The organism is Xanthomonas sp. Leaf148 (genome assembly GCF_001423585.1).
Taxonomy (GTDB): Bacteria; Pseudomonadota; Gammaproteobacteria; order Xanthomonadales; family Xanthomonadaceae; genus Xanthomonas.
In genome coordinates, this window is sequence record NZ_LMOP01000001.1 from 246,614 (window position 1) to 264,788 (window position 18,175).

At 66.4% G+C, this 18,175-nt stretch carries 17 protein-coding genes, 2 other RNA genes and 1 pseudogene; 14 read left to right on the forward strand and 6 right to left on the reverse strand.

Annotated features, from left to right (window positions below):
- Window position 1 precedes the first annotated feature (1 nt).
- The 14 genes from ASF90_RS00985 to ASF90_RS21120 all read left to right on the forward strand — a co-directional run bounded on the left by ASF90_RS00985 (window position 2) and on the right by ASF90_RS21120 (window position 11,280).
- The gene (locus ASF90_RS00985) at window positions 2-259 is read left to right on the forward strand and encodes a hypothetical protein (protein ID WP_055844670.1); all 258 of its coding nucleotides are present in this window, start codon (window positions 2-4) and stop codon (window positions 257-259) included.
- Window positions 256-561, forward strand: coding sequence for a hypothetical protein (locus ASF90_RS00990; RefSeq protein ID WP_055844674.1), 306 nt, complete (start codon window positions 256-258; stop codon window positions 559-561). Before ASF90_RS00985 ends, ASF90_RS00990 begins: the two co-directional genes overlap by 4 nt.
- The gene (locus ASF90_RS00995; protein ID WP_055844678.1) at window positions 558-893 is read left to right on the forward strand and encodes a hypothetical protein; all 336 of its coding nucleotides are present in this window, start codon (window positions 558-560) and stop codon (window positions 891-893) included. Before ASF90_RS00990 ends, ASF90_RS00995 begins: the two co-directional genes overlap by 4 nt.
- Window position 894: 1 nt before the next feature.
- Window positions 895-1,527, forward strand: coding sequence for an FMN-binding negative transcriptional regulator (locus ASF90_RS01000; protein ID WP_055844681.1), 633 nt, complete (start codon window positions 895-897; stop codon window positions 1,525-1,527).
- A 93-nt stretch (window positions 1,528-1,620) separates the two neighbouring features.
- A complete protein-coding gene (gene can / locus ASF90_RS01005; protein ID WP_055844683.1) occupies window positions 1,621-2,283 on the forward strand; it encodes a carbonate dehydratase in 663 nt (220 codons plus the stop codon).
- 85 nt (window positions 2,284-2,368) lie between these two features.
- The gene (locus ASF90_RS01010; RefSeq protein WP_055846180.1) at window positions 2,369-2,899 is read left to right on the forward strand and encodes a 3-hydroxyanthranilate 3,4-dioxygenase; all 531 of its coding nucleotides are present in this window, start codon (window positions 2,369-2,371) and stop codon (window positions 2,897-2,899) included.
- A 60-nt stretch (window positions 2,900-2,959) separates the two neighbouring features.
- Window positions 2,960-5,089 carry an FUSC family protein gene (locus ASF90_RS01015; protein WP_055846183.1) on the forward strand — a complete coding sequence of 710 codons (2,130 nt, stop codon included), beginning with the start codon at window positions 2,960-2,962 and terminating at the stop codon, window positions 5,087-5,089.
- 32 nt (window positions 5,090-5,121) lie between these two features.
- Window positions 5,122-6,396 carry a kynureninase gene (gene kynU, locus ASF90_RS01020; RefSeq protein WP_055844686.1) on the forward strand — a complete coding sequence of 425 codons (1,275 nt, stop codon included), beginning with the start codon at window positions 5,122-5,124 and terminating at the stop codon, window positions 6,394-6,396.
- A gap of 169 nt (window positions 6,397-6,565) precedes the next feature.
- A complete protein-coding gene (locus tag ASF90_RS01025) occupies window positions 6,566-7,933 on the forward strand; it encodes an NAD(P)/FAD-dependent oxidoreductase (protein WP_055844689.1) in 1,368 nt (455 codons plus the stop codon).
- 61 nt (window positions 7,934-7,994) lie between these two features.
- Window positions 7,995-8,071: non-coding RNA, sX9 sRNA (locus tag ASF90_RS21115), on the forward strand.
- Between the two features lie 202 nt (window positions 8,072-8,273).
- Window positions 8,274-9,719, forward strand: coding sequence for an exodeoxyribonuclease I (gene sbcB, locus ASF90_RS01030; RefSeq protein WP_055844692.1), 1,446 nt, complete (start codon window positions 8,274-8,276; stop codon window positions 9,717-9,719).
- Window positions 9,716-10,402, forward strand: a complete 687-nt coding sequence (locus ASF90_RS01035; protein WP_055844695.1) for a DUF2461 domain-containing protein — start codon at window positions 9,716-9,718, stop codon at window positions 10,400-10,402. Before sbcB ends, ASF90_RS01035 begins: the two co-directional genes overlap by 4 nt.
- A gap of 121 nt (window positions 10,403-10,523) precedes the next feature.
- Window positions 10,524-11,090 carry a DUF2939 domain-containing protein gene (locus tag ASF90_RS01040; RefSeq protein ID WP_055844698.1) on the forward strand — a complete coding sequence of 189 codons (567 nt, stop codon included), beginning with the start codon at window positions 10,524-10,526 and terminating at the stop codon, window positions 11,088-11,090.
- A 110-nt stretch (window positions 11,091-11,200) separates the two neighbouring features.
- Window positions 11,201-11,280: non-coding RNA, sX9 sRNA (locus ASF90_RS21120), on the forward strand.
- Window positions 11,281-11,311: 31 nt separating this feature from the next.
- On the opposite strand, the gene ASF90_RS01045 is transcribed toward ASF90_RS21120, so the two are convergent.
- From ASF90_RS01045 to ASF90_RS01065, 6 genes and pseudogenes are all read right to left on the reverse strand, one after another.
- Entirely contained in the window at window positions 11,312-12,055 is a 744-nt protein-coding gene (locus tag ASF90_RS01045; RefSeq protein WP_055844703.1) for a transferase, read from the reverse strand.
- Complete coding sequence (locus ASF90_RS01050) at window positions 12,052-13,017, reverse strand: 5'-nucleotidase (RefSeq protein WP_055844706.1); 966 nt, start codon at window positions 13,015-13,017, stop codon at window positions 12,052-12,054. The genes ASF90_RS01045 and ASF90_RS01050 overlap by 4 nt, the downstream gene beginning before the upstream one ends.
- A 160-nt stretch (window positions 13,018-13,177) precedes the next feature.
- Window positions 13,178-13,954 (reverse strand): NAD kinase, encoded by a 777-nt coding sequence (locus tag ASF90_RS01055; protein WP_055844708.1) that lies wholly within the window; start codon window positions 13,952-13,954, stop codon window positions 13,178-13,180.
- A 159-nt stretch (window positions 13,955-14,113) separates the two neighbouring features.
- On the reverse strand, window positions 14,114-16,249 hold the full coding sequence (gene rlmKL / locus ASF90_RS01060; RefSeq protein WP_055844711.1) for a bifunctional 23S rRNA (guanine(2069)-N(7))-methyltransferase RlmK/23S rRNA (guanine(2445)-N(2))-methyltransferase RlmL: 2,136 nt from the start codon (window positions 16,247-16,249) through the stop codon (window positions 14,114-14,116).
- Window positions 16,246-16,437, reverse strand: a pseudogene (locus ASF90_RS24045) (hypothetical protein). Before ASF90_RS24045 ends, rlmKL begins: the two are co-directional and overlap by 4 nt.
- Window positions 16,416-18,029, reverse strand: coding sequence for an ABC-F family ATP-binding cassette domain-containing protein (locus ASF90_RS01065; protein WP_055846186.1), 1,614 nt, complete (start codon window positions 18,027-18,029; stop codon window positions 16,416-16,418). Before ASF90_RS01065 ends, ASF90_RS24045 begins: the two are co-directional and overlap by 22 nt.
- Between the last annotated feature and the right edge of the window lie 146 nt (window positions 18,030-18,175).

Consider the following 18,175-nt stretch of genomic DNA (forward strand, 5'->3'; position numbering starts at 1 on the left):
TGTGAGCTTGCCGGCCGTCGCCTCCATACTGCAATTGCTGGCCTTCGGGCTGGGGGCGATCATGGCCGGGCTAACAGCGGTACGCAGCGTGTTGCTGGCGCGGTTGGTATCGCTCCAGCCAGAACCGCGACGCTGGTGGCAAACCGACACCGCGCGTGCCGCAACCCGGCATGCCACCGTTCCGATGATTTGGACCATCGCGGCTCTGGTCATCGGAGCGACACTCCCCAAACTCGCACTGCTGCTGGCGGCCATATGACCCTGTTCTTCGCGCTGTGTTTTGTCGGTGTCGCCGTTGCCGGGCTGACCGCGCTGCTGATCTTCTGGCCGCTGACCCTGGTGCACCTGCGCGACCGACACTCTGATGTCTTGGCCAGCTTCGGCGACCCGGCCTTCATCAGCCCGACCGCGTGGCGCTGGTTGTTGGCGCGCCGCTACCGCAGCTACCGCGACAGTGCGCTGTCCGGTTTGGCCACACCCGCCTGGCTGTCGCTGCTGACCATTTTTTTCGGCCTGGGCATGGCGGCCCTGCTCGGGCTGCTTTCCAAGGTAATGGCATGAACATCATCGATATCGACGCAGCACACAGCTCCGACGGCCGCGATCAGTGGTGGCTGGCCACCATCGGCCGTACGCTGATCTGGGCGCGCCTGCGCATCAAGGAAGCCGGCACTGCCGAAGTGCTGGACAGCGATGGCAAGACGTTGGCCTACGACAGCGAAGACACCGCACGTGCGGCCTTGTTCGATGCAGAATTTGTGGCATTGGACGGGCTGGACGAAGAAGATGCGCTGATCCGCGGGTTTTCGCTGCATGAGGTGTCGCCACCGCGCGGCGATAACGATGCCGACCTGCGCGAGCGCATGGTGGTGAGCATGGGCGGCCGCGCCTGAGATGTACGCACCGCGCGCGTTCGCACAGACCGATCTGGCGCTGCTGGACTGGCTGCTGGCGCGTGACCCGTTCGTCACCCTGATCAGTCAGAGCGACGACGGACAACCAGCCATCTCGCACCTACCGGTGCTGTATCGGCGCGACGATCAGCAGGTGCTCATCGAGGGCCACTGGGCACGCCCCAATCCGCAAGCGCACCATGTGGGCGATGCAGTGATTGTCGTGCAGGGGCCGCATGCCTATGTATCGCCCGGTTGGTATCTGGACAAGGAAGCCGCCGCGCGCGTGCCGACCTGGAATTACGCCATCGCGCATCTGCATGGGCAATGCACCGAGCTTGCCGATGAAGACGCGGTGGGCGAGTTGATCGGCCGGATGAGCACCCACTTCGAGCAACGCATCGGCAGCGACTGGCAGTTCGAGATGGAGCGCGACAGCCATCGTCGGCAATTGCGTGGGCTGATCGGCTTCCGCTTCGTGCCAAGCCGCATCGAACTCACCTTCAAGCTCAGCCAGAACCACCCGGCCGGCAATGTTGCAGCGGTAGCCGATGCGCTGGAGCAGCAACGTTCAAGCGATGCGCAGGACGTGGCCGCACTGATGCGCAATGCGTTGCGTGCGCGCCAGAGCTGATCGCCTTGTCATTGCGTTCGCGTTCCTGCACCACCGCTTTATAACCCGCCTCTGGCTTGTTTCCTCCCCGTCGTCATCTGGAATACTGCGCGCATGAACGAGCTCAACCATTTACTTGAAAACAACCGTGCCTGGTCCGAGCGTATCCGTCGCGAAGACCCGGAATTCTTCTCCAAACTGTCGACGCAGCAGACCCCGGAGTATCTGTGGATCGGCTGCTCCGACTCGCGCGTGCCGGCCAATCAGATCATCGATATGGCACCGGGCGAAGTGTTCGTGCACCGCAATATCGCCAATGTGGTGGTGCATAGCGATTTGAACTGCCTGTCGGTGATCCAGTTCGCCGTCGACGTACTCAAGGTCAAGCACATTCTGGTGGTGGGCCATTACGGTTGCGGCGGTGTGTTCGCCAGCCTGACCCAGAAGCGCATGGGCCTGGTCGACAACTGGATCCGCCACGTCACCGATGTGGCCGACAAGCACGAAGCCTGCTTGCACGATGCCGGCGATCTGCCGGTGCAGCATGCGCGGCTGTGCGAGCTCAACGTGCTGGAACAGGTGGTCAACGTCTGCCGCACCACCATCGTGCGCGATGCGTGGGAGCGTGGGCAGGAGTTGTGCGTGCATGGCTGGGTCTACAGCCTGCGCGACGGCCATGCGCACGATCTGGGCATGTCCATTGACCGCGCCGACCTGCTGCAGGAACGTTACGACGCGGCACTGACGAAAATTCAGGCCGATCACGCCGAACGCTGAGTCGGCGCTGCATGTTTGACCGACCGCGGCGCCCATCGGCGTCGCGGTTGGCTATGCTGGAGGCCTTCTTCGCCGAGGAATGTCGATGCTGGTCCCGCCGATCAACCTGCATGCCTGGATCGAGCAATACCGCCACCTGCTCAAACCGCCGGTCGGCAACAAGTGCATCCAGCAGGATGGCTTCATCATCATGATTGTTGGCGGCCCCAACGCGCGCACCGACTATCACTACGACGAAGGCCCGGAGTGGTTCTTTCAGCTCGAAGGCGAGATGGTGCTGAAGGTGCAGGATGCGGGCGTGCAACGCGACATCCCGATCCGCGCCGGCGAGATCTTTCTGCTGCCGCCGAAGGTGCCGCATTCGCCGCAGCGCGCCGCCGGTTCGGTCGGCCTGGTCATTGAGCGCGAACGACTGCCGCACGAACAGGACGGGCTGCAGTGGTACTGCCCGCAGTGCAATCACAAGCTGTATGAGGCGATGTTTCCGCTAGGCAATATCGAAACCGACTTCCCGCCGGTGTTCGATCACTTCTATCACTCGCTGGCACTGCGGACCTGCACGCAGTGCGGGCATCTGCATCCTGCGCCGGAGCGCTATGTTGCAGTCGATGCCTGAGTTGCGCTGGCGCCAGCGCATGCAATGCACACGCCGGCCGCACCCACACAAGCACGCAGCATGCTGCGCGCACTGATCGGCCTCAAGCCGCGCGATGTGCCGCTGCGCGTGGCCTTGCGCAACACCGCAGCGGTCGTACTGCCGCTGGTGATCGGTGTGGCCACCGGGCATGTCGCCGCAGGCCTGGCGGTGTGCAGCGGCGCGCTCAACACGATGTTTTCCGACCAACCCGGGCCCTATCGCGCGCGCTTGCAACGCATGCTGATGGCGGCCCTGGCCGCTGGCCTGGCGGCCTTGTTGGGCGTGTGGGTGGGCCACAACACGCCTGCCCTGGTGATCGCCGGGCTGCTGCTCGGCCTGGGTGGTGGCCTGCTGGTGGCGCTGGGCCCGGTTGCGGCGCGGGTTGGCCTGACCAGCATGATCCTGCTGGTGGTGAGTGCAGACATGCGGCTGCCGGTGGAACAGGCGCCCGGCGTGGCTGCGCTGATTTTTGCCGGTGGCCTGCTGCAGGTGTTGCTGGCCCTGGCGGCCTGGCCCTTGCAACGGTATCGCCCGGAACGCTTTGCGCTCGCCGACCTGATGCGCCAGCTGGCAGCAATCGCACGGCAACGCCCGGAAGCCAGCGCAGCACCGCCGGCAACGCAGGAAGTGCTGGATGCCATGGTGATGCTGCATGGCGAACACCGCTCACGCGCGATCGCGGTGCAAAGCTTTCGCATCATTGCCGAGCTCTGCGACCGCGTGCGGCTGGAGCTGCTGTCGCTGGCCGATGCGGACACCCGCCTGACCGACTCGCAGGCACGCCCGGCGATCGAGCGCGTGCTCGAACGCAGCGCCATCGTGCTGGAGCAGCTGGCCCACACCATGACGGTAGGCGAGGACCCGGTGGCGGCCAACGCGTCGATGACCGGTTTCGACGATCTGGTCGGCGCGCTGGCACAGTTTCAGCACGACAACGCCGATACCCGCGAGCGCCGGCTGGTGCGTGTGGCGGTGGCCCGCGCGCAGGGATTGGGCGGGCAGTTGCGCGCGTTGATCCGCAACGCGCACTGGGCCAGCAGCCGCGGCGAAATCCAGGCGCAATTGGCCGAAGCACGGCTACCCGCAGCGCTGCGGCCGGCCGCGACCTGGGCGACGTTGCGTGCAAACCTGGATCTGTCGTCGGTGGCGTTCCGGCATGCGCTGCGTTGCGGCGTGTGTCTGGCACTGGCCATCGCCTTCCAACGCTGGCAGCAGATTCCGCACGGTTTCTGGATCCCGATGACCACCGCCATCGTGCTCAAACCGGATTTCGGCGGCACGTTCAGCTTTGGCGCCTTGCGCGTGGCCGGTACCTTCATCGGTTTGTTGGTGGCCACACTGCTGGCCCATTTTGCGATGGATGGCGCCGGTATCCGCATGGCCTTGCTGGCGCTGTTCTGCCTGGGTTTTCGCTTGTTGACTCAAGTGAACTACGGCATCGGCGTGGCGTTTCTCACCGGCATGCTGGTGCTGCTGCTGTCCTTCGAAGGCATGACGCCCGGTGAGGCGGTCGGTGCGCGGCTGCAGGCCACCGTGGCCGGCAGCGCACTGGCACTGATCGCCTACGCGCTATGGCCGACGCGCGAGCGCCGGCATATCCGCGCCTCGCTGGCGCAGTTGCTCACGGCCTATCGCGAGCATCTGCACAACCTGTTGCTGGGCCAGATGGATCGGCTGAGCGACAGCCGCGCCGCCGCACGCGTGGCCCGCACCAATGCGCAGGCGTCGATCGAACGCCTGCGCGGCGAGCCACGCAGCCGCCGCAATCTGCACGAGCTCAAGCTGGCCGAATCGCTGCTGGCCAATGGCAACCGGCTGATCCGCGCCACGCTGCTGTTGGAGGCGGTGCTGCGCGATGGTCACCCGCTGCCATCGCTAGACGCACTGCCAGCCTTCGCCGATGACGCCGACCGGGCGTTGGCCGAGCTGATCACGTGCCTGAGCAACGGCGGCACGCCGGCTGCAGCCACGCTACGCAGCGCCGAGCGCAAACTCTCCGACGCGTTGGCCACGCTGCCGGACGGTTCGCCGACCACCGCCGCGCTTGCCGACACCATCGACCGCGTCACCGACAGCATCGGCACGCTCACCCATCTGCTGCGCCCTGCCCGACCGGCCTCGACCGAGACGCCTGCGGTGCATGACGGCGCGCAAGGTGCCGGAAGGTAAACTGCGGCATCGATCCAAAGCACGCGAGCCCGATGACCACCGACCCGCTGTCCCGTTCCCACGCCGTGGCGCTGGATGCCGCCGACCCGCTGCGCAGCCTGCGCGACGCCTTTGTGTTCCCGCAGCACGATGGCCGGGATCAGACCTATTTCGTCGGCAATTCGCTGGGCCTGCAACCGCGTCAGGCACGCGCGATGGTGAGCGAAGTGCTCGATCACTGGGGCGCGCTTGCGGTGGAAGGCCACTTCACCGGCCCCACCCAATGGCTGACCTATCACCAACTGGTGCGCGACGCTCTGGCGCGCGTGGTCGGCGCGCAACCGGGCGAAGTGGTGGCGATGAACACCCTCAGCGTCAATCTGCATCTAATGATGGCGAGCTTTTATCGCCCCACGCCCGAGCGCGGCGCGATCCTGATCGAAGCCGGTGCATTTCCGTCCGACCGCCATGCGGTGGAATCGCAGTTGCGCCTGCACGGGCTGGATCCGGCCACGCAGTTGATCGAAGTCGACGCCGACGAACCCAACGGCACGTTGTCGATGGCCGCCATTGCCGATGCCATCGCCACGCACGGTTCGCGTCTGGCATTGGTGCTATGGCCCGGCATCCAGTACCGCACCGGCCAAGCCTTCGATCTAGGCGAAATTGCGCGACTGGCACGCGCGCAAGGCGCAGCGGTGGGCTTCGATCTGGCACATGCGGTCGGCAACATCCCGCTGACCCTGCACGACGATGGCGTCGATTTTGCAGTGTGGTGCCATTACAAATATCTCAATGCCGGACCCGGCGCGGTGGGCGGCTGTTTCGTGCACGCACGCCATGCCACCAGCGATCTGCCGCGCATGGCCGGCTGGTGGGGACACGAGCAGCAGACCCGCTTCCGCATGGACCCGCAGTTCGTGCCCTCGCCTGGCGCCGAAGGCTGGCAGCTGAGCAACCCACCGGTACTGGCATTGGCACCGCTGCGTGCATCGCTGGACCTGTTCGACCAAGCCGGCATGCCCGCACTGCGCGCCAAGTCCGAACAGCTCACCGGACATCTGGAACAGCTGATCCACGCACGCGTGCCGCAGGTGCTGCAGATCGTCACCCCGGCGCAACCCGAGCAGCGCGGCTGCCAGCTGTCGTTGCGGGTGACCGGCGGACGCGCGCAAGGGCGCGCGCTGTTCGAGCATCTGCATGCGGCCGGCGTACTTGGCGACTGGCGCGAACCGGATGTGATCCGCATCGCGCCGGTGCCGCTATACAACCGTTTCAGCGATCTGCACACCTTTGTGGAGCAGGTGGAAGCCTGGGCCGCCGGTTGAACGCCGCACGCTGACTGCATCGCTACCGGCTACGTGGCAGGCACACGCGAAACCCGCAGACGCCCACGTACACTCCGAGCGCGCCTTCGGCAACGCAGGCGCGCTATAGCCAACTGCTTCTTTCCTCACTTTTGCCGGCTCCCGCGTCCGGCCGCTGCCGGACATTGCATTGAGCCCCGTCTCCCCTCGCTCCCTGACCCTGATCGGCGCTGGCCTGGCCGGTTGTCTGCTGGCCATCCTGCTGTCGCGTCGCGGCTGGCAAGTCACCGTGTACGAACGGCGTGGCGACCCGCGCATCAAGGGCTATGAATCCGGCCGCTCGATCAATCTGGCGCTGGCCGAACGCGGACGCCACGCATTGCGTCAGGCCGGTGCCGAAGAAGCGGTGATGGCCAAGGCGGTGATGATGCGCGGCCGCATGGTGCACCCGATCGAGGGCGAACCGCAGCTGCAGCGTTACGGCCGCGACGACAGCGAAGTGATCTGGTCGATCCACCGTGCCGCGTTGAATATCGCCTTGCTGGATCTGGCCGAACAGGCCGGCGCATCGGTGCATTTCTATCGCCGGCTGCACACGGTCGATTTCGACGCCGGCTACGCGCGATTTATCGATGACCGCGACGATCAGCCGCACGAGATTCACTTCCAGAGCCTGATCGGCAGCGACGGTGCCGGCTCGGCACTGCGCGCGGCCATGCAGCGCAAATCGCCGTTGGGCGAGCGAATCGAGTTCCTGGATCACTCGTACAAGGAACTGGAAATCCCGCCACTGCCCGGCGGCGGCTTCCGTATCGAGCGCAATGCGCTGCACATCTGGCCACGTGGGCGCTACATGTGCATCGCGCTGCCCAACGATGGCGGCACCTTCACCGTCACCCTGTTCCTGCCCAACGCAGGCAATCCGAGCTTTGCCACCACCCGCACCGGCGAAGAAGCGCATGCGCTGTTCGCACGCGATTTTCCGGATGCGCTGCCGCTGATTCCGCAGCTCGAAGAACACTGGGAAGAACATCCGCCCGGCCTGCTCGGCACCCTCACCCTGGAGCGCTGGCATCTGGATAACCGCGCCTTGCTGATCGGTGATGCCGCACACGCGATGGTGCCGTTCCACGGCCAGGGCATGAATTGCGCCTTCGAAGATTGCGTGGCGTTGGCCGAGCAGATGGACGCGCACGACGATATCGGCAGCGCGTTCGCCGCGTTCGAAGCCGCACGCCGCGACGATGCTGCCGCGATCCAGCAGATGGCGCTGGAAAACTATCTGGAAATGCGCGACCGCGTCGGCGATGCCGACTTCCTGCTGCAGCGCGAACTCGAGCAGCAATTGCAGGCGCGCTGGCCCACCCGCTTCGTGCCGCATTACACGATGGTGACCTTTCTGCGCACGCGCTATTCGATTGCGTTGGCACGCAGCGACATCCAGCGCGAAATCCTGGTCGAGGCCACGCGCGGGCACAGCGATCTGTCGCGTATCGATTGGGTAGCGCTGGAAGCGGTGGTGCACGCACGTCTGGAGCCGCTGGAAGACGCGCACTGAGAGCGGCGAAGACAACGGCTGCGCTCACCGCCAGGCGGGCGCGGCCAGTGCTCGGTGCGGCATGGACCATTCGTACCCGCTGGTGCTGAGCGGGACGTCCACATCCACCTGACGACTGCTCGCCCTGTGGTGTTAGCTGCCTCAAGATCATGCTCAGGTTTGCGCCCTGTGCGCAGACGCTCACGCCGCGCTCGCAACACACGCCAAGCGCGGGCCCCACACAGCCAGCGCCTGACCCAGCGCACAGCTGCGCCTCAGCGCGCCGGCGCTGCGATGAGAGATACTAGCGGCCACTGGCGGCGCATACGCCGTGCGCCGCGGATCTGGATCTCGCACCCGCATGCCTGACAGCTTTCTCTTCTACGACCTGGAAACCTTCGGCCAGGACCCGCGCCGCACGCGCATCGCGCAGTTCGCCGCCGTGCGCACCGACGCGCAACTGCGCGTGATCGACGAGCCGATCAGTTTCTTCGTGCAACCGGCCGACGACCTGCTGCCCTCGCCGTACGCCACCATGGTCACCGGCATCACCCCGCAGCACGCGCTGCGCGAAGGCGTGACCGAAGCCGAAGCATTTGCGCGCATCGCCGAGCAGATGAGCCGCCCGCAGACCTGCACGCTGGGCTACAACTCGATCCGCTTCGACGACGAGTTCGTGCGCTGCGGGCTGTTCCGTAACTTCTACGATCCTTACGAGCGTGAGTGGCGCGGCGGCAATTCGCGCTGGGATCTGCTCGATGTGCTGCGGCTGGTGCACGCATTACGCCCGGACGGCATCACCTGGCCGCAGCGCGAAGACGGTGCCACCTCGTTCAAGCTCGAACATCTGGCCGATGCCAACGCAGTGCGCGAAGGCGATGCGCACGAAGCCTTGTCCGACGTGTACGCCACCATCGGCATGGCGCGCAAATTTCAACAGCATCAACCCAAGCTGTGGGAGTACGCGTTGCGCCTGCGCGACAAACGCTTTGCCGCCACCTTGCTCGATGTGATTGCGATGGAACCGGTGCTGCACATTTCGCAGCGCTACCCTGCCTCGCGCATGTGCGCCGCGGCCGTACTGCCGCTGACGCGGCATCCGCGCATCGACAGCCGCGTGATCGTGTTCGATCTGGACGGCGACCCGGAGGTGCTGTTGCGGCTGAGCCCGGACGAGATCGCCGACCGGCTGTATATCCGCGCCGCCGATCTACCCGAAGGTGAGCAGCGCATCCCGCTCAAGGAAGTACATCTGAATAAATCGCCGGCGCTGGTGGCCTGGCAGCATCTGCGCGCGCCGGATTTCCAGCGCCTGGGCGTGGACCCCGATGCGGTGCTGGCCAAGGCCGCACGGCTGCGCGAACTGGGCCCGCAGCTGGCGGAGAAGGTGCGCCAGGTCTACGGCAACGAACGTGCCGCGGCCGCCGCGGTCAACGATGCCGATGCCTCGCTCTATGACGGTTTTCTGGCCGAAGGCGACAAGCGCCTGCTTGCACAGGTGCGCGCCAGCGCGCCGGACGAACTGGGCGCGCTGGAAACACGGTTTCGCGACCCACGCCTGATCGAGCTGTTGTTTCGCTATCGCGCACGCAACTGGCCGCAGACGCTGTCGTTCGACGAACAGGAACGCTGGAACCAGTACCGCCGCAAGCGCCTGCTCGAAGACCATGGGTTGGGCGAAGTCACCCTGGACCAGTACAACGCGCAGATTGCGGATTTACGGCTCGCTCACCCCGACGATGCTACCAAGCAAGACCTGCTCGACCAGCTCGCCGCCTGGGGTTCGGACCTCCAACGCACGCTATGACCACCTATTTTTCAGACGCCAGCTTCAAGTTCCTGCGCGCCCTGGCCCGCCACAACGACAAGACCTGGTTCGCCGATCATCGCCACCAGTACGAGGCGCATGTGCGTCAGCCGTTTCTGCAGCTGATCACCGATCTGCAGCCGGCGCTTGCCGAGGTCAGCGAACACTATCGTGCCGACCCCAAGACCCAGGGCGGCTCGCTGTTTCGCATCTATCGCGATGCGCGCTTTTCCAACGACAAATCGCCCTACAAGAACTGGCAGGGCGCGCGCCTGTTCCATGAGCGCCGCCGGCAGATGCCGGCACCGTCGTTCTACATCCATCTGCAACCGGGCGAGAGCTTTGTCGGTGCAGGCCTGTGGCATCCGGAGCCGGACACGCAACGCAAGTTGCGGCAGTTCATCTTCGAAAACCCGGGCAGCTGGAAGACGGCCGCATACGATCCCAAATTGCGGCGCAAGTTCGCCCTGGACGACAGCGAAAAACTGGTGCGCGCACCGCGCGGGTTTCCCAACGATTTCGAGTTCATCGACGATCTCAAGCACCGCAATTGGGCGTACCTGCGTCATCTGGACGACGCCATCATGACCGGGCCGCGCCTGCGCCAGACCATCGAGGCGGACCTGGTGACACTGGCGCCGTTTGTGGATTATCTATGCGCCGCCCTGGACCTGGAATTTTGAGGCGAGCTGCGGCGCAGGTATATCGCGCCACGGCGTTGCCGCACCATCGGCAGCCTGGTGCTACCGTCTGGATGCAGTCGAACACCCTCCCCTCACCGCGCATGGCAACGGAGTGCGAACGATGAAAAAGCGCTGGTGGATCGTGCCGCTGCTGGCCGTGGTGGCGCTGGCGAGTTATGTGGTGGCGGGGCCGTACCTGGCCATCCGCGGCATCAGCCAGGCCGTTGCTGATCGCGATGCCGCGCAGCTGGAAAGCTACGTGGATTTCCCCAGCCTGCGCGTCAACCTGAAGGCGCAACTGGACGATTATCTGATCCGTCAGGCCGGCAGCAGCATGCAATCGAGCCTGCTCGGCGGCTTTGCGTTGCAACTGGCCAGCGGCATCAGCGGCGCCGGCGTGGATACCTTGGTCACGCCGCTGGGCATCGGTGCCCTGCTGCAAGGCCACAGCGTGTGGAACCGCGTCATCGGCGACACCGTCAGCGCCGACACCTATGCGGCACCGGCACCGGCGCGCCCGCTGCAAGGCGCGAAGCAGCGCTTCGAATCCACCCGCCGCTTCACCGCCACCACGCAGACCGCCAACGGTACACCGGTGACCTTCGTGCTGACCCGCCAGGGCCTGCGCTGGCGATTGACCGATATCCAGCTGCCGTTGCCGACCGCACCGAGCGAGCAAACGCCGTAATCGCGTAGCGTGAAGGCCCAGATGCGGCGATGCACACCTGCGCATCCCTGACGCGGCCAATCAAACGCCTGCGTCGCCGCAGGCGGACGCGGCCGGTGCGCGACATCGGCATGTCCCCTTGGTGCTGCACTCAGGTTCTGACCGCGCCGTCCACACCCAGCTGACGGCTGCTCGCGACGTTGCATTAGCCGCTGTTGGCCGGACCTGCAGGACGCAATACCTCAGGAAAACCGCCAGGCCCGTTCCTGCCACGCCGCCTGCAAGCGCAGCATCGACGGCCGCAGTTGCCGGCGTGCCGACCATGCCAACCCGGCCAGCGCGGCGTCCGGCGTCCCCGGTGTGCGTCGGTTGTTCCAGGCGAACACCACCTGGTTGCGCAGATCCGGTTCGGGCAGCAGTAGCACCAACCCATCGAACAGCTCTCGCAGCTGCGCCAGATGCTCGGCCATCGGCACCTGAAAGAGATTCAGCGCCAACACCCCGCCCTCGCGCAAGGCCGCGCGACAATCGGCGTAGAACTGAGGCGTGCACAAAGCCGGCGGAATGCCATCGGCGTCGTAGGCATCCAGCAACAACAGGTCGTAGCGTCCGGCGCGGTTGCCGATCCAGTCGGCGCCATCCCCCAGAGTGATCTCCAGCCGCGCGTCGTCGCGCGGAATTGCGAATGCATCGCGCAACGCCAGCACCTGCGGGTCGGCTTCCACCGCTTCCAGACGCGTGCTGCGCAGGTAGCGATGGCAGAACTTCACCTGCGCACCGCCACCCACGCCGATCAGCCCAATGCACTCCGGGCGCGGTTGCAGCCACAGCGCAGCCAGCATGCTGCGCGTATACGGCAGCATCAGCCGATGCGGCGCCCAGCGCGACATGCGGGTCTGCACCGTGTCGGCGGTGAAGGTCAGTTCCAGCGTGCGCCAGGTCCGCAGTAACCCAGCACGCGCTGGCGACTGCGGCGACTCGCTCATCGGCTCGGCGGATCGTTGGCCACGCCGTGCGGCACGTGGCCGGCCGCCACATGCTGATGCTGGCGTGCGCTGTCGATGTTGTGCTGCGAGTCGTCGAAGAAGATATCTGCGCCAAACGCTTCCAGAAACGGCCCCTTGTGCCGGCCGCCGAGAAACAGCGCTTCGTCCAGTCGCACGCCCCACTCGCGCAAGGTCCGGATCACCCGCTCATGCGCAGGCGCCGAACGCGCCGTGACCAGCGCCGTGCGGATCGGCGACGCTTCGCCCGGCGGGAACGCCGCCTGCAGCGCATGCAACGCCGACAGGAAATTGCGGAACGGCCCAACCGACAGCGGTTCGCGTGCGCGCTCGCGCTCATGGCGCCCGAACGCTTCCACACCCTGCTCGCGCGAGATGCGTTCGCTCTCGTCGCCGAAGATCACCGCGTCCCCGTCGAAGGCGATGCGCAGCTGGGTGGGCAGGCGGCTCTCATCGTTGTCCACGATCGCTGCGGCCGCTTCAGCACGTTCGCCCGGTGCACGCGGCATGATGGTGGCCGCGGCAATGCCGTGAGTGAGCGCACGCCGTACCGACTCAGGGTTGGCCGACAGAAACAGATCGGTGCCGAACGGTTTCACGTACGGCCAGGTCGGCTGACCAGACGTGAAAGTCGCGCGCACGATGCCCAGGTTGTAGTGCTGGATCGAATTGAAGATGCGCAACCCGGTATCGGCAGAATTGCGCGACAGCAGAATCACCTCCACGCGTGGAGTTTCTTCGGGCACATCGTGGTTGAGCGCCAACAGCTTGCGCACCACCGGAAACGCGACACCCGGCTGCAGGATGTCGTCTTCGTGCTCACGCTGGAACGCCGAATACGCCTCCACCCCGTTTGCCTCGAACAGCGCATGGCCTTCTTCAAGATCGAACAGCGCGCGCGAGGTCACCGCGACAGTCAATAACCTGGGGGAGTTGTCAGCCATTTGGGTCCCGGGAATAAGGAGTGGGGAATCGGGAATCGGTAGAAGCAGGAACGGGAGAGCGGAATTGCATCGGGCATCCGTGCAGCATCGTAGCGTGTGCGGACAGGTCTAAAGCGCGCGTGCGGTGCCCTTGCCGTTGCCAATCCCGAATCCCCGCCACTCACACCGCAAACTGTTCGCTGAAGATGCGCTCTTCCAGATTGTGTTCCGGATCGAACAGCAACGTGACGCGGCGCTCGGTGGATTCGCGGATGGTGACTTCCACCACGTCGCGAATCTCGTGCGAGTCGGCGGTGACGCTGACCGGGCGCTTGTACGGGTCGAGCACGCGAAAGCGCACTTCGGTATCGGCCTTGAGGATGGCGCCACGCCAACGGCGCGGGCGGTACGGCGCAATCGGCGTCAGTGCCAGCGTGTGCGAGCCCAGCGGCAGAATCGGCCCGTGCGCGGAATAGTTGTACGCGGTGCTGCCGGCCGGCGTGGCGACCATCACACCGTCGCCAATCAGTTCGGCGATGCGGGTCTGGCCGTTGAGATCCACGCTCAGATGCGCGGCCTGGCGGGTCTGCCGCAACAGCGAGACTTCGTTGTACGCCAGCGAGCCGGCACTGGTGCCCGATTCGGTCTGCACCAGCATTTCCAGCGGCCGCAGATGCGCAGGTTCGGCACGTTGCAGGCGCACCAGCAGGTCGGCTTCGTCGTCGCGGTACTGGTTCATCAAAAACCCGACCGAGCCCAGCTTCATGCCGAACACCGGCTTGTCGGCGGCACCATGGCGATGCAGGGTCTGCAGCATGAAGCCATCCCCACCCAGGGCGCAGACGATCTCGGCGGTCTCCAGTGGATGATCGCCGTAACGCTGCACCAGACGCGCCCGCGCGTTCACGGCAGGCTCGGTGTGACTGGCCACAAAGGCAATGCGGGGTGATGCGGTCATCGTTGACTCCAAAGCATGCGAATCAGCATACCGCAGCGCTGTGGTGGGCTTGTTGGCGGCGCGCCCTGCCCTCGCACGCGCGGCGGCCGCTGCGCAGTGGCCGCCGCGACGCACGCAGCGGGCGCCACGCGGCACACCGCCACATCGGCCTGCCTCGGCTCAGGCGGTCAACCGCCATGCGCGATGGATGCGCGCATGGCGTTCGAAATCCGGGTCGATGGTGCGCGGGCTGATTTCCTCGCATTGCGCGAACTCGGCCACCGCTTCTTCATCCAGCTTGAAACGGCGGAAGTTGTTGGAGAAATACAGCACGCCGCCCGGCGCCAGGCGCGCCACCGCCGCGCGCAGCAAGCGCACATGCTCGCGCTGGATATCGAAATCCTCGGCGCGCGCGGAGTTGGAGAAGGTCGGGGGGTCGCAGAAGATCACGTCGAAGTGCGCACGCTCGGCCTCCAGCCAGGCCAGCGCATCGGCCTGCACCAGCTTGTGCTTGCTGCCGGCCTGGCCGTTCAAGGCCAGGTTGTCGGCGCACCACTGCAGATAGGTGCCGGACAGATCCACGCTGGTCGTGGCGCTGGCGCCGGCCACCGCCGCCTGCACGCTGGCCACGCCGGTGTAGCAGAACAGGTTGAGGAAGCGCCGCCCCTTGGACTGCTGCGCCATGGTGCCGCGCAACGGGCGGTGATCCAGGAACAGGCCGGTATCGAGGTAATCGAACAGGTTCACCCGCAGCAGCGCGCCGTGCTCGCGCACGTTGACGATTTCGTTGCGCTGCTCGAAGCGGCCGTACTTGCTGCCGCCCTTGCCACGCTCGCGCGACTTCAGTGCAACGCGCTCGGCCGGCACCTCGAACACCTCGCGCGCAGCCGCTAACAACTCGCCCAGACGCCGGCGCACATCCGCCTCGGGAATGGTCGCCGGCGCGGCATATTCCTGCACATGCAGGAAGCTGCGTCGGTCGCCATCGGCTTGCTGATACACGTCGATGGCAGCGGAATATTCCGGCAGGTCGGCATCGTAGACGCGGAAGCACTCGATGCCTTCGCGGGCGCGCCACTTCTTGAACTTCTGCAGGTTCTTGCGCAGGCGGTTGGCCACCATCTGCGCGCCTTCGCTGAGCGCGGTGGGCGCTGCCAACGGGGTACGGCGCGGCACTGCAATCGGGTCGCAGACGATCAACGCGCACTCGATCGCGCCATTGAACAACTGGTATTTCTTGCCCGCGCGCAAGCCGGTGGCGTAGGCCAGCTCGGCATTGCCGCACAGCAGGCTCGCGCGCCACTGCGGCACCACGCGCTGCAAGGTGTCGCCAAGCTTGCGATACAAGGCCGCATCGGCGGCCAGACGCTCGTCGTACGGCGGATTGCAGACCACCACACCGGTGGCCTGCGGCGGGGTCTGCAGGTCGCCGACCTCGCGCACGCCGAACCAGATCGCCTCGGCCACACCGGCCACCTGCGCGTTCTCCTTGGCGGCGCGGATCGCATGCGGGTCCATGTCGCTGCCATGGATCACCTGCTTCAGCGCGGCACGGCCGGCGCTGTCGCGTTCGCGCGCTTCGTCGACCAGCTGCTGCCAGACCGCACGGTCGAACCCACGCCAACGGCTGGGCACATCGCTGCCGTAGCGCTGCAGACCCGGCGCGACGTCGGCGGCCATCAAGGCGCCTTCGATCAACAGCGTGCCGCTGCCGCACATCGGGTCCAGCAAGCCGCCGCCGTCGGCATATGCGCGCGGCCAGCCGGCGCGCAGCAGGACGGCAGCAGCCAGGTTTTCCTTCAGCGGCGCTTCGTTCTGCGCCATGCGCCAACCGCGCCGGTGCAACGGGCCGCCGCCCAGGTCGATCGAGATGGTGGCGCGGCCCTTGCGCAGCGACAGGTTCAACCGCAGGTCGGGGCTTTCCACATCCACCGACGGGCGTTCCAGCCCCTGCCGGCGCATGGTGTCGACCACCGCATCCTTGATGCGCTGTGCGGCATAGCGCGCGTGCGTGATCGCCGTCCCGGAGACGTGCGCATCCACCGACAAGGTGTGGCCCACCGACAGGTGCTCGTCCCACGGCAGCTCGGACACACCGGCATACAGCGCGTCCTCGTCCGGGCAGTCGAACTCGGTGAGCGGCCACAGCACCCGGCTGGCCAGGCGCGACCACATGACGGCGCGCAGCGCGTCGCGCGGTTCACCCTCGACATTGACGCCGGAGATGGTGGCGGTAGCCTTGCTGGCACCGAGCGCAAGCAGCTCGTCGGCAAGCAGGTATTCCAGGCCTTTGGCACAGGATGCGAAGAATTTCACGTAGGCAGGTATCGATAAAGACGCTGGCGCGGCGGCGAGCGTGGGAGCAGGACAGCGGGCCGGCGCCCGGGTGGGCAGTGCCGTGGACGCCGTGGATGGGCCGCAAATGGTCGGCCATCGCGGCCGGCATTACCACCCCCGCCAGCTGCGCCGCCCGCCGCACGGTTCACCAGGGCGCCAGCCGCCACTGCGCCTGCCCGGTATCCAGCCGCTGCTGCAGGCCCAAGCGGTCCAGGAAGGCGGCATCGTGCGAGGCCACCAGCAGCGCGCCGGTGTAGCTGCGCAGCAGCGTCTCGATCGCCTCGACGGAGGCCAGATCCAGATGATTGGTGGGTTCGTCCAGCAACAGCAGCTGCGCCGGCTGGGCCCGATACAGCGCGCAGGCCAACGCTGCCTTGAGCCGCTGGCCGCCGCTGAGCTGGCCGGTGGGCAGGTCGGCACGCTGGCGGTCCAGCCCCAGCAACGCCAGCCGCAGCCGCTGGGCGTGCTCGGCGGCGGCGGGGTCGGCATCGCACAGCTGCGCAGCGGCCGAGCGCGCCGGGTCGAGCATGCCCAGATCCTGATCCAGATAGGCCACCGGCACATGCACCTCGCACTTGCCCGCCTGTGCCGCCAGGCGCCCGCCCAACAGCTGTAGCAGCGAGGATTTACCGCTGCCGTTCGGGCCGACCAGCCCGATGCGGGGCTGGCCGTGCAGCAGCAGATTTACGCGTCGCCCACCCAGCCGCCCATCCGCCAGCTCCACCTGCTGCAGGGTCGCCAGGCGTTGCGACGCGCCTGCCGCCGTCGCTGGTGCCAGCAACGCAATGGCCGGTGAGGCCTCCACCTGGGCTGCGGCCTGCGTCACCGCCTCCGACAAGCGCGTTTGTTCGGCCTGACGGTGCTGCTGCAGCCGGCCAGCGCTGACCTCGCTGCGCTGCCGCTGGCCCCCGAGCAGGATCGGCGCCTGATTGGCTTGCGCCGCCGCGCGCGCGCCACGCGCCTGGCGTTGCTGCTGGCGCATGTGCTGCTCGCGCAATGCCTGTTCGCCGTGCGCACGTGCCTGTTTGCGCTGCGCAAGCAGCTCGCCGGCCGCCTGCTGCTCGCGTGCGTGCTGCTGCGCGTAGTGGGTGTAGTTGCCGCCATAACTGCGCACCCCGTGCGCGGATAACGCCAGGATGCGCTGCATGCCATCCAGCAGCAGCCGGTCATGACTGATGATCAGCAATCCACCCTTCCAAGCCTGCAACTGCGCCAGCAGCCGCTGTCGCTGCGGGCCGTCCAGATGGTTGCTGGGCTCATCCAGGATCAGCAGGTCCGGTTGCGTCAGCCAGGCGCCAGCGAGTGCCACCCGCATGGCTTCGCCGCCACTGAGATGCGCGGCAGGAGCAGACGGATCGCGGCCCCCCAGCCCTTGCTGCTCGAGCGCTGCAGCGAACTCGGCGTGGGCATTCCAGCGCTCGCCCACCCGCTCGAAATCGGCGGGCGCCACGCTCCCGGCGGCGATCCGGTCCAGCGCGTCCAGCAACGGCGCCACACCTGCCAGATCGGCGATGCGCTGCCCCGCCATCGCGCTCACGCGCTGCGGCAGGTAATGCACGCTGCCACGGCGTACGCAGCGGCCGCTGCTGGGTGCCAGCTGGCCGGCCAGCAGACGGCCGAGCACACTCTTGCCCACGCCATTACGACCGACCAGGCCGGTGCGGCGCTGATCGATGTGCAAGGTGAGATCGGAAAACAGCGTGCTGTCATCGGGCAGCACGAACGCGACGCTTTCCAGCGTCAACGACGGACAGGTCATCAGTGCCTCCATTGCATGCCAGGACACGTCGCGTTCCAGACGGAACGGCAACGAGTATGGCCGTCATCACGACGGCGGCATCAATGGCGCATTGGACCAATCCTCGAACAGCGGGTGCAGCACAAGTGTAGGCCGATCTACGGCTG